Origin of the sequence: Acinetobacter sp. 826659 (assembly GCF_000588515.1) — a bacterium.
GTDB classification, from domain to species: domain Bacteria; phylum Pseudomonadota; class Gammaproteobacteria; order Pseudomonadales; family Moraxellaceae; genus Acinetobacter; species Acinetobacter pittii.
In genome coordinates, this window is record NZ_JFYD01000006.1 from 49,871 (window position 1) to 62,522 (window position 12,652).

The 12,652-nt window shown below is 41.5% G+C and carries 8 protein-coding genes; 4 read left to right on the forward strand and 4 right to left on the reverse strand.

Features of this window, described 5'->3' with window-relative positions; genetic code table 11:
- The first annotated feature begins 4 nt into the window (after window positions 1-4).
- Together J663_RS13185 and J663_RS13190 are read left to right on the forward strand one after the other, a co-directional pair.
- Window positions 5-1,996, forward strand: a complete 1,992-nt coding sequence (locus tag J663_RS13185) for an acetyl/propionyl/methylcrotonyl-CoA carboxylase subunit alpha (protein ID WP_033850257.1) — start codon at window positions 5-7, stop codon at window positions 1,994-1,996.
- On the forward strand, window positions 1,993-2,895 hold the full coding sequence (locus J663_RS13190) for a hydroxymethylglutaryl-CoA lyase (RefSeq protein WP_002114272.1): 903 nt from the start codon (window positions 1,993-1,995) through the stop codon (window positions 2,893-2,895). Before J663_RS13185 ends, J663_RS13190 begins: the two co-directional genes overlap by 4 nt.
- Window positions 2,896-3,144: 249 nt before the next feature.
- Here the strand turns inward: J663_RS13190 and J663_RS13195 are convergent, their stop codons facing one another.
- On the reverse strand, window positions 3,145-4,086 hold the full coding sequence (locus J663_RS13195) for a LysR family transcriptional regulator (RefSeq protein ID WP_002114430.1): 942 nt from the start codon (window positions 4,084-4,086) through the stop codon (window positions 3,145-3,147).
- 204 nt (window positions 4,087-4,290) lie between these two features.
- On the opposite strand from J663_RS13195, the gene J663_RS13200 reads away from it, so the two are divergent.
- Window positions 4,291-7,773, forward strand: coding sequence for an indolepyruvate ferredoxin oxidoreductase family protein (locus tag J663_RS13200; protein WP_033850259.1), 3,483 nt, complete (start codon window positions 4,291-4,293; stop codon window positions 7,771-7,773).
- Window positions 7,774-7,845: 72 nt separating this feature from the next.
- Here J663_RS13200 and J663_RS13205 read toward each other — a convergent pair whose 3' ends face one another.
- Window positions 7,846-8,649 carry a thioesterase family protein gene (locus J663_RS13205; RefSeq protein WP_033850261.1) on the reverse strand — a complete coding sequence of 268 codons (804 nt, stop codon included), beginning with the start codon at window positions 8,647-8,649 and terminating at the stop codon, window positions 7,846-7,848.
- Between the two features lie 196 nt (window positions 8,650-8,845).
- Complete coding sequence (locus J663_RS13210; RefSeq protein ID WP_033850263.1) at window positions 8,846-10,648, reverse strand: acyl-CoA dehydrogenase C-terminal domain-containing protein; 1,803 nt, start codon at window positions 10,646-10,648, stop codon at window positions 8,846-8,848.
- Between the two features lie 306 nt (window positions 10,649-10,954).
- On the opposite strand from J663_RS13210, the gene J663_RS13215 reads away from it, so the two are divergent.
- Window positions 10,955-11,404 (forward strand): PaaI family thioesterase, encoded by a 450-nt coding sequence (locus J663_RS13215; RefSeq protein WP_079284144.1) that lies wholly within the window; start codon window positions 10,955-10,957, stop codon window positions 11,402-11,404.
- 20 nt (window positions 11,405-11,424) lie between these two features.
- Here the strand turns inward: J663_RS13215 and J663_RS13220 are convergent, their stop codons facing one another.
- Window positions 11,425-12,642: an MFS transporter gene (locus tag J663_RS13220; RefSeq protein WP_033850265.1), complete on the reverse strand. Its 1,218-nt coding sequence runs from the start codon at window positions 12,640-12,642 to the stop codon at window positions 11,425-11,427.
- Window positions 12,643-12,652 lie beyond the last annotated feature (10 nt).

Below are 12,652 nucleotides of genomic sequence, written 5' to 3' on the forward strand. Positions count from 1 at the left end.
CATCATGTTTGAAAAGATTTTAATTGCGAACCGTGGCGAGATTGCCTGCCGCGTAATTCGCACAGCTAAAAAATTAGGTATTGCAACGGTTGCCGTTTACTCAGATGCAGACGCAAATTCACAACACGTCAAACTTGCAGATGAAGCAGTTTATATTGGTCAGTCCCCTGCAACTCAAAGTTATTTACAAGCTGACCGCATTATTCAAGCTGCCATTGATACAGGTAGCCAAGCGGTTCATCCAGGTTACGGCTTCCTTTCAGAAAATGACCAGTTTGCACTCGCTTGCCAACAACACAACATTTGCTTTATTGGGCCACCAGTGGATGCCATTTTAGCGATGGGTTTAAAAGCCACCTCGAAAGCGTTAATGGAAAAAGCTGGTGTCCCTTTAACACCGGGTTATCACGGAACCAACCAAGATGCCGACTTTTTAAAACAACAGGCAGACCGAATTGGCTATCCTGTTTTAATTAAAGCCAGTGCTGGCGGTGGTGGTAAAGGCATGAGTCTGGTTGAACGCAGTGAAGATTTTCTGCATGCTTTAGCCTCTTGTAAACGTGAAGCCAAATCGAGCTTTGGTAATGATGATGTCTTGATTGAGCGTTATGTGATTCAACCGCGCCATATTGAAGTGCAAGTGTTTGGCGATACACATGGCAACTATGTGCACTTATTTGAACGCGACTGCTCTGTACAACGCCGTCACCAAAAAGTGTTAGAAGAAGCCCCTGCTCCACAAATGCCAAGCGAGAAGCTCGATGCAATGCGCCAAGCTGCAATCGATGCTGCACGTGCCGTAAATTATGTCGGTGCCGGTACGGTTGAGTTTATTGTGGAACAAGACGGTACGGCGTATTTCATGGAAATGAATACCCGCCTACAAGTCGAGCACCCTGTCACCGAAATGATTACAGGTGAAGACTTGGTTGAGTGGCAACTTCGTGTGGCTTATGGTGAACCTTTACCTAAACTACAAAACGAATTGCAGATTCATGGACATGCGCTCGAAGCACGGATTTATGCTGAGGAACCTGAAAAAGGCTTTTTACCTGCCATTGGTAAAATTGACTATTTGCGTTACCCAACTCAAAACCAATATGTGCGTGTAGACAGCGGTATTGTTGAAGGCGATGAAATCACGACCTATTACGACCCAATGATTGCCAAACTCATTGTATGGGGTAAAAACCGTGAAGCTGCGCTCATTCAAATGCAACACGCTTTAAGCCAATTCCATGTCGATGGCTTAGGCAACAATATTGCCTTTCTGGAAAAGATTGTTCGTAGTGAATCTTTTAAACAAGCCAAGCTTGATACCAACCTGATTCAACGTGAACAAAACTTCTTGTTTAGTCCTGAAGAAATTAAACCGGAACTGGTGGTAGCAGCAGCATTTATTGAGTTTTTAAGCCAACTTAATAACAACAGCTCAAACCAAAAACAGCTTTGGCAAACTCAGCCACTTTGGCGTTTAAATATTGCTTATCAGCACAGCATCAAACTGAATTATTTAAACCAAAATACCCAAATCAAGTTTGCCTCAAATGAACATGGCTTCACCGCAGAACATAACGGTCAAAGCTACCCGATTTCAGGTCAATTGCTTGATGCGCATATGGCATCTGTTCAAATTGGTGGGACTCAGCAAAAGCTATCTTTTAACCAAAGTCAGCAAGGCATTACCTTGTTCCAAAATGGACAAAGCTATAAGTTTGCATATATTCGCCAAGACTTTAATCAAGCAGATAGCCAAGCCGATGAAGGTCACTTAAAAGCACCGATGCCGGGTGTAGTCACGCAAGTACTTGTAAGCGCAAATCATAGCGTAAAGAAAGATGATATTTTAATGACGCTTGAAGCCATGAAAATGGAATATACCATTCGTGCGCCTAAAGACGGCGTGATTGTAGACTCCTATTTCCAAGTCGGTGATCAGGTCAAAGCTGGCGACGAGCTTGTTGAATTTCAGCCTGCACAGGAGGAAGTTGCATGAGTGAGTTTGTCAAAATCGTGGAGGTCGGTCCCAGAGACGGCCTCCAAAATGAAAAGCAGGCTTTGACTGTCGAACAACGCTTAAACTTTATTAATGACCTTATTAATGCAGGTCTGAAATCGATTGAAGTCGGTTCATGCGTTTCGGCAAAATGGGTACCGCAAATGGCTCAAAGTGATGAGCTATTTAAGCTGTTACCCCAAACAACTGATGTGCAATTTAGCCTGCTCACCCCCAATATCAAAGGTTTTGAAACTGCTCAAGCGGTAGGATGCAAAGAGGTTGCGGTGTTTACCGCAGCTTCTGAAAGTTTTACCCGCAAAAATATCAACTGCTCAATTGATGAAAGCTTTGAAAAATTTAGCGATGTCATGAGCGCGGCAAAAGCGCATAACATCCGTGTGCGCGGTTATGTCTCTTGCGTTGTCGACTGTCCTTATGAAGGTGCAATTGCCCCTGAACAAGTGGTAAAAGTTGTTAAACGGCTCTATGACATGGGCTGCTATGAGGTGTCTTTAGGTGAAACTATTGGTACCGCAACACCAGATCGCGTTCAAAAGGTTTGGCAAGCCTGTCTTGCTGAACTCGACAGCAAGGTTTTGGCAGGACATTTCCACAATACCTATGGCATGGCGATTGCCAATATTTATCAGTCTTTACAGCAAGGCATTCGTGTTTTTGACTCGTCCCTTGCAGGACTCGGTGGTTGCCCTTATGCCAAAGGTGCCTCTGGTAATGTATCGACCGAAGATTTGTTTTATTTGTTGTCGCACATGGGGTTTGAAACTGGCATTGACTTAGAAAAACTGATGCAAGCCAGTCAAAATATTAGCAATGTATTAAACCGAAAAAGCTTGTCGAATTATGCAAATGCTTATTGGCAAACCAAGTGTGCGTAGTCATTAATTAAAATAGCTCAGCATCTGGTATAAGGCTTAATATTAGGCTGAGTACCAGATCATCCTATCTCATCTTTATCTCATTTCGTTCAGGAATTGGGACTAATTCCCTTATGCAATTTTTTTAAGATTTATCGTTTATCTCTGTATTAAATGCCTCTTTCAAAAGAAGCATTCTCTACCCTATTTTATTCTAATCTGTATTATTCTTCATCCTTTTTTATCTTAGTCCTTAAAAAATTTATCTCATTATTTATAAAAATAAGATGCATCCATTTCAATTCTTGGAGAAATATATTCTTCCACCCAATCTAACCATGCACGTGTTTTGGCATCGATAAAATGGCGTGAAGGCAACAAGGTATAAACTCCGATATCGGGCGAACGCCACTCTGGCAAGATATGACATAATCTTCCATTTTGAACCGCATCTAAAGCCGAAAACATCGGCAATAATGCGATGCCCATATCTTGTTGCACTACATCTAATAATAACTCAGGGTTATCTGCAATGAGTTGCCCGCCAATGTCGATTTGGTAAGACTCACCACTTGTATTTAATAAGTGCCAATCTGGTGTAATAGACGGGTTTACCAAGCGTAAACAGGCATGATCTTTTAAGTCTTCTGGGGACTTCGGCATACCATGCTTTTCTAAATAAGCAGGTGAAGCACATAAAACAGAAAAGATAGTGCCAATTCTGCGTGCGACAAAACGAGAGTCTGTTAATGATTCAGTCAGATAAAGACTGACATCCACCCCTTTTGCCAACAAGTCTGGAACGTACTGTGAAGTCGTATATTCCACGGTTAATTCGGGGTAATGCTTACAAAACTCGGCCATCACTGGAAAAACATAATGATGCCCAAAGCTGCCCATGCTTAACACACGTAAACGGCCTTTGGGTTTAGATGCCGTTCCTGTTACTTCTGATTCTGCTTCATCCACCATTGAAATGACTTGGCGACAGCGTTCTGCGTAAGTCGCACCAATATCGGTCAGTGCCTGCTGGCGCGTTGAGCGTTGTATTAATTTTGTACCTAAGCGTGTTTCTAGCTCGCTGATAAGACGTGAAACCTGTGCTGTGGTCAGATCCATCTGCTCAGCTGCTGCTGTGAAACTCCCGCTATCAATCACTTTCAGGAATGCATGCATTGCATGCAATAGTCCACCATCGAGATTTTTGCGCATAACGTAAATATGTTTTCCTAAATTACGGATTGTTGCACCAGTTTAGATCAACCACAATGACTAAATGTACATACATTGGCACTAATTCTTTTTAAGAAGAGGAACCGATCTTTTTTTATTTCGTATGTCACTTGCTCCAAATATTCAACTGGATGTTGAAAAAAGAAAGTAGTCCGAGCTACTAAAAATTCTAAGGAGATATAAATGAATATAGCTACAAAAGTCACTCCAAATATTATTGCAACAAAGGATGTGTCACTTGAAGATAAATATGTAAGTGATAACGGTACAGCATATATGACCGGCATTCAGGCGCTTGTTCGTTTGCCTCTAGCCCAAACTCGCCGTGACGCGATTAATGGTTATCATACTGCTGGTTTTATTTCTGGTTATCGCGGTTCTCCTGTTGGTAACTATGATAGTTTCCTTTGGCAAGTTCAAGGATTACTTAAATCCCATAATGTTGTATTTCAACCTGGTGTAAATGAAGACTTGGCTGCTACCGCAATTTGGGGTACCCAACAAGTTAACCTTTCAGGCCAAGGCAAATATGATGGAGTGTCTTCATGGTGGTATGGTAAAGGCCCGGGTGTTGACCGTTCAGGCGATGTACTCCGCCATGCGAACTTAGCTGGTACCTCTGAACGTGGTGGTGTGGTTGCCTTATTTGGTGATGACCACTCATGTAAATCTTCTACAATCCCGCATCAGTCTGAACATGTCATGATTGGTTGCGGTATTCCAATTTTCTACCCAACATCCGTTCAACAAATTTTAGACTTTGGTGTTCACGCCATTGCAGTTTCACGTTTTTCTGGCCTTTGGTCCTCAATGAAGCTAGTCAGTGAAATTGTGGAAACTTCCGCTTCAGTTCATGTCGACCTAGACCGTGTTACTCCAGTTATACCAGAAGATGTCAATTTCCCAGAGGGTGGTGTCAATATTCGTTGGCCAGACCACGGCATTCAGCAAGAAGAACGTCTTTATAAATACCGTTTACCTGCTGTTTTGGCTTATGCCCGCGCCAACAAAATCAACACCGTTACATGGCCTTGTGAAAATGCCCGTATCGGTATTGCTGCAAGTGGTAAAGGTTATTTAGATACCATTGAAGCCTTACGCATTTTAGGTATTGAAGATGAAACTGCCCAACAGCTTGGGCTACGTGTTTATCAAGTTGGTTTGATTTGGCCTTTAGAACCACAAGGCATTCGTGAATTTGCCGAAGGTTTAGAAGAGCTAATCGTTATTGAAGAAAAACGTCCAATTCTTGAAACACAAATTAAAGATGAGCTGTACTCACTGCCTGATGGCAAACGTCCTCGTGTCATTGGTAAAGCAACTGACGGCAAAGGTGAATGGAGTACTTCTATTGAAGAAGCGCCGCTTATTGGTCACTATGAGTACCAGCCTGAACCTATTGCAAAAATGCTGGCTACTCGCTTCTTAAAACTCGATATTCCAGAAAGCTTAAAAACACAAATCCAAAGCAGAATCGACTTACTATTAAAAGCAGAGCAAGAATCAAAACGTGTTATTGATCTTGCAGAACGTAAACCTTATTTCTGTAGTGGTTGCCCTCATAACTCTTCAACCGTAGTTCCTGAAGGTAGCCGTGCATTAGGCGGTATCGGTTGTCACTATATTGCCGTTTCACTTGACCGCGGTACCGAAACGTTCTCTCAAATGGGCGGTGAAGGTGTAAGTTGGGTGGGTGCATCGCCTTTTACAAATGAAAAACACATTTTTGCTAACCTCGGTGACGGAACTTACTTCCACTCAGGTTACTTAGCAATTCGTCAGTCTATCGCTGCAAAAACCAATATTACCTACAAAATCCTCTACAACGATGCAGTCGCTATGACAGGTGGTCAGCATGTAGATGGTCATTTGAGCGTTGCACAGTTAACTCGCCAGCTTGCTGCTGAAGGTATTAAAAAACAAGTCATCGTAACTGATGAAGTTAAGCTATTAAACGAAGAAGATGGTATTGCACCGGGTGTCGAAATTCGCCACCGTAATGAGCTCGACGCAGTTCAACGTGAGCTTCGTGAAGTGACAGGTGTAACCGCTTTAATTTATGTACAAACCTGTGCCAGTGAAAAACGTCGTCGTCGTAAACGTGATGTCTATCCTGACCCAGCTGAGCGTTTATACATTAACAGTGATATTTGTGAAGGCTGTGGCGACTGTTCGAAAAAATCAAACTGTTTATCTATTGAACCAGTAGAAACAGCGTTAGGTACTAAACGTCAAATTAACCAAAGTAGCTGTAATAAAGACTTCACTTGTGCCGAAGGGTTCTGTCCTAGTTTTGTGACTGTTCATACACGTGATATGAAACGTCCTGCTAAATTTGAAGGTATTGGTGCAGGCTGGCCAACATCCCCAGTTATTCCTCAGTTATATGATGTTCCAAGTCGTATTATGGTTGGTGGTATTGGTGGTACAGGTGTTGTGACTATTGGTGCACTGCTTGGTATGGCAGCTCACCTCGAAGGTAAAGCAACCCGTGTTATGGACATGGCAGGTCTTGCCCAAAAAGGTGGTACGGTTTATTCATACGTACAACTTGCAGCAACTGATGAGCAAATTTCTTCTACCAAAATTCCGGCAGGCCAATGTGAATTATTGATTGGTGCAGATGCGGTAGTGGCTGGGGGGAACGCTGCTCTATCTCGCTTAAAAGATGATGCCTTAGTTATTGTGAATGAAGACAGCACCCCTACTTCTGAGTTTATTAAATCTCGTGACTGGTATGCGCCTATTAGTGATTTAATTGATCGTCTTCGTGGTCGTGTTCGTCAAGGTCAACTGGTTTCTTTGCCAGCGGCTCGCATTGCAACACAACTGTTAGGTGATTCAATTTATACCAACCAGTTATTACTCGGTATGGCATGGCAATCTGGTCGTATTCCGTTATTACGTGAAAGCATTGAAAAAGCAATTCGCCTAAATGGTACGGCTGTTGAAAAGAACATCGAAGCTTTCCGCGTGGGTTGTCATCTTGCAAGTGACCCAACTTTAGCTGCACGTTTAGTTGCAGCAATGCCAAAAACTAAAACTCCGCAAACTTTGGCTGAACTTGTTGAAGACCGTTCTGCTCGTTTAACAGACTACTGGAATGAAGCTTATGCAGCTAAATACCGTACGCTTGTAGAACTTGCAGCTAAAAAACTACCAGAAGAGTTAACAGGTACGATTGCAACTCAGCTTTATAGAGTCATGGCGTATAAAGATGAATATGAAGTTGCTCGTCTTTTAACAGGTAAAAGCTTCAAAGAATCGATTGAAACCCAGTTCGGTAAAGGCTTACGTTTAACGTATCATCTTGCTCCGCCAGCGTTACTTGGTGGTCTGAAAAATGTTCGTAAACGTGCGTTTGGTTACTGGATGCGCTTCCCAATGATGATGCTTGCTCGCTTACAATGGCTTCGTGAAACTTTCCTTGACCCATTTGCACGTCAAGAAGAGCGTCAACATGAACAAGCATGGCGTGACCGTTACATCTCATTTGTTGAAGCACTTGTTGAAGCACCAGACAATCATAACTTGGCAGTTGCTGAGCAAATTGCAAAATTACCGGCAGAAGTTCGTGGTTATGGGCACATCAAAATGAAAGCAATGGATGCTGCAAAACAACGTTGGGACGAGCTTACACCAACACTGATTAAAGTTCGTAGCTAAGAAATTGCTTAAAAATTAAATCTCAAAATAAAAAAGTCATCCTTAGGGATGACTTTTTTATTGGCTTAAAATTTATTTAGCCATTTTACGTAAAGTCAAAATCTGCTCACTGCGTCCAAATGGACCATACACGTCATGTAAAACCGCACTGGTTAAACCAATGCCATCCGAACCATATTGCTGAACGGTTTCCAGCCCCAACCATTTTCCTTGCGGATAGCGGTGCATGTGGATTTGTAAATCAAGATTTGGAAAGCCCCAAGTAAATTCTCCTTCTTGTCTTGGCACAATGCCGTTTGCGGTATCTACCATACCAATTAAATGGGCAAAATCTGTCGTCGGCTGCCCTTCAACCATTTCGTTATCATTATTGAGCCAAACAATGCCTTTGCCCGCACGATGCTGATCATTAGTTTTAGTGACGAGTGTCTGGATAAAGCCACCCGGCCATCTTTTCATACCCGTCCATTCGGTAAAGGTATCTGGATGGTGAACTGGTTGATCTTCAAGCCCAGCAATATCGGAACTGTCTTGAGTACACATGCGCCATGCTCTAGCCACAATGCAGGTTTTACCTTGTGCTTGCATTTCAGCTTCAATCAGTTCAATGGTTTTACCAGCACGAATGACATGTGTCTTAATCGTAAACTCACCAAAAGCAATCAATCCAAAAATATCAAAACTAATTCGACCAATTCGCATATCTTGTCGTGGTGAAAATTGCTCTAACTCTGCTGCGATTACACCACTTGCAGGCGCCATGTGCTGTTCATGAGGATTCCAAGCTCCTTGTGCATGAACAGTTGAGCAATAATGAGCAATAACTTCACCTTGAGGACCAATTGTTCTATTCAGTAATTGATAATAAGCATTCATGATTTTCTTTCCGTAGTCCTTGTCCAACATCAATATTTAATGAAAATTCACGTTTTAATGCTTATGTTAACCCTCTATTTCATTGGCTCAACTGGTTTTTCCTACCAAAAACTGATGAGTCTAAAATTACAAATTTAATCACTAGGTAAAATTCCGCACATAAATTTCACCTAGTGATTCTAAAAATGACTATTCACTAAAATGCAAAAGCATCTTGATCGAGCTCCATCACAGCGTCAGCGCCAGACTCAATAGAAGCAGCATGACTCTGTGTACGATGCAAAAGCTTTTGATAGAAAAACTTAGCAGTAGTTAATTTTGGTTTATAAAAAGCTTCCTCTTGTGTACCCGTTTCTAATTTTTCATGGGCAACTTGTGCCATTCGAGCCCACAAATACGCGAACACAACGTAACTGGAAAAATAAAGATAATCTACTGAAGCGGCTCCTATTTCTTCTGGGTTGTGCTTGGCTTTGTCAGCAATCGTTTTGGTCAGTGACAACCATTGTTGCTTGAGCTCAGCTAATTTTTCTAAATAAGGTTTCAAGACTTCATTTGATTGCTGTTGACCAATAAATTGATCAATTAAGTCGGTCATATTTTTTAGAAGTTTGCCTTCTGACTTGAGGACTTTACGTGCAAGTAGATCTAAAGACTGGATTTCTGTGGTTCCTTCATACAATGTTGAGATACGCGCATCACGTACAATTTGCTCCATACCATGCTCAACAATAAAGCCGTGGCCGCCAAATACTTGAACGCCATGCTTGGCAGACTCATTACCTGACTCGGTTAAAAAAGCTTTGGCAATTGGCGTTAAAAAAGCCAGTAATTCATCGGAGTGTTTTTGCTGTTCCTGATCATTTGAGCTTTCCACAATATCGACATGCTGAGCTAAAAAGTAAGCCAGCGCACGACCACCTTCGGAAAAAGCTTTTTGTGTCATTAACATTGAACGTACAGCGGGATGAACAATAATTGGATCGGCATTTTTGTCAGGATATTTAGGACCGGATAACGAACGCATAGCGAGGCGCTCTTTGGCATAACTTAATGCGCCTTGAAATGAAATTTCAGAAGCAGCAAGCCCTTGTACAGCTGTTCCAATACGTGCGGTATTCATAAAGGTAAACATACAATTAAGCCCGCGATTTTCCGGACCAATCAAATAACCTTTGGCGCCATCAAAATTAAGTACACAGGTGGCATTGCCATGAATCCCCATTTTATGTTCAATCGCGCTACAGACGACTTTATTACGGTCCAGCACCTGACCGTCGTCACTCACATTAAATTTAGGCACAATAAATAAAGAAATGCCTTTGGTCCCTGCAGGTGCCTGAGGCAAACGGGCTAAAACAATATGAATAATATTTTCAGAAAGATCATGCTCACCCACCGAGATAAAAATCTTTTCACCTGTAATGGAGTAGCTACCGTCCGGATTTGGTTCTGCTTTCGTTCTAATTAACCCAAGGTCTGAGCCTGCATGGGATTCGGTTAAACACATGGTTCCGGTCCAAGCCCCACTAATGAGTTTAGTCAAATACTGCTGTTTTTGTTGCTCAGTACCATGATGCTCAATGGTTCTCATTGCGCCATGAGACAAGCCGGGATACATCGCCCAAGCCCAATTAGAACCACATAACATTTCAGAAATAGCAATCCGCAGCAATGTAGGCAAGCCTTGCCCACCATATTCCGGATCGGCGGTTAGTGAGGTAAATCCAAGCTCAGCATATTTTTGGTAGGCTTCTTTAAAACCTTTCGGTGTTGTGACTACGCCTTGATTTAAATGACAGCCTTCCTGATCGCCATTTTGATTTATGGGCGCCAATTCATTTTCACAAAAATCTGCTGCTGCCTCTAAGTATTGATCAATTAATTCTCGATTTACGCTTTCCTGATATTTACTTAAACCTTGATAGTTCTGTTCTGTTTGAAGCATTTCATGCAGTACAAATTGCATATCGCGTAATGGAGCTTTGTATAAAGGCATAGTTTTTTTCCTTTCACCTCACTGCCTGTGTCATGGGCAGATATCGTTTTTCCTTAAAAATGGACTTTTATTGTTTCAATCTCACCAAAATATCAAAAAATTTCTTATAGCAAAATATATTTTCACTAATTTAATAAAATTATCGTAACTTAGCCATAGGAATAAAATATAGATATATGTTTTAAATACAAATATAAGATAAAAAGTTATTAGTCTCGTTTTAAGTAGAATAAATTTATATTTTGTATTGCAAAATTTTATTCCGTAAAAAATCAATTTATAGTATGGTGATTAGACTGCTTAATCATGCAAGGACGATTTATGGAAAGCCCGAAATACACAGGTCTTGAATTTTTAACCGCTTTAAAAAATGGTGAAGTTTCTCCATCACCTATGGCTCACACCATACCAATGGAACTCGTTGAAGTTTCCGAAGGTAAAGCAACTTATAAAGTTACTCCTCGCAAAGAACATAGAAATATACAAGGCGGTGTACACGGCGGCTTTTGCGCCACAGCTTTAGATACGGCAACAGGCAGCGCAGCTCATACATTACTTGAACATGGCGTTGGTTATGGAACCATTGATTTAAATGTAAAAATGATCCGTCCCATGCAAGTTGATACTTCGTACTATGCGACAGCCGAATTGATTAATGCGGGCCGTAATATTATTAGTACCGAAGGAAAAATCGTAGATGAGAACGGCAAAGTGTATGCTTTTGCTTCGGCAACCTTAATGATTATTCGCAAATAATAAAATATTGAAGCTCCTGTTTATGGAGCTTTTTCTTGCTTTGCTAACTTGTTCATTTCATAAAAATCTAAGCGATCAATCACGAAACTTAACATTGCCATCGCTAAACCTAAGGCTGCACATGCTTCCCATCCCCAATGTTTCCAAGCATACACCGCAATAAAAGAACCTAAGGCGGCTCCGCCAAAATATAAGGTCATATAAATTGAATTAATACGGGAACGTGCCTCGGCCGAAATTCGATAGACCAAATTTTGGTTAAGCACATGAAATGCTGACAAACCGAAGTACGCCATAATCACACCAACAGCGTAGGCAACCAGAGACTGCTGAGCAAAAAATAGTGGTATCCATGCACTTATTAATAAGCCCATGCAAATCAATGCAATTTTATTTTCAAGTCCTGCCGCAATTTTCTTACCTGCCCAAGGGGTCGCAAATACCCCTGCCAGTCCAACAATCCCAAATAAACCAATCTGGAAATCGTTAAAGTGATAAGGCTCATTCGCTAAAATAAAAGTCATGGTGGTAAAAATGAGGGCCAAAATTCCAAAGCCAATTCCACCAGCAAAACCACGGCGTAGTAAATGAGGCTGATGAACAGCTAATGAAAATAGTGAACCATAAATCTGTAGAATATTAAGTTGGTGAGACTTACGCGCAACTGGTAACTTTATCCACATTACCCAAGCAAACACCAAAATGACAACTCCGCTAATTAAATAAACCGCATGCCAAGACCAAACTGTAGAAAGTAAGCCTGCAATAGAGCGTGCCAATAATATTCCCAAGAACAAACCACTCATGAGAGTGCCTACAACTTGAGGGCTTTTTTTCGGACTAGCTAAACCTGCGGCGAAAGGAACCAAAACTTGAGTCGCAATCGAAAAGAATGTGGCTAAAAAGGTAAAGCCATATAAAGCTGGCAAGGTTTGACTTAAGGATAGCCCTACTTGGGCAAGCCCCGTACAACACATGAGCAAGCAAATATAACTGCGCTTTTCAAAAAAGTCGCCTAAGGGAACCAATATAAAAAGGCCAACTGCGTAGGACAGTTGGCTAATCACAATAGTTAAAGCGACTTGATCGGCATTAACTTTTAATGCTTCAGCAATCGAATAGATTAAGGGCTGGTTATAATAGTTTGAACCCGCACAAATTCCACATGTCATTGCCATGATAAAAATAAAGCTTTTTGACAGTATATTTTCTGCATTGGGCTCAACTATTTTTTCCATTTTTAACTAC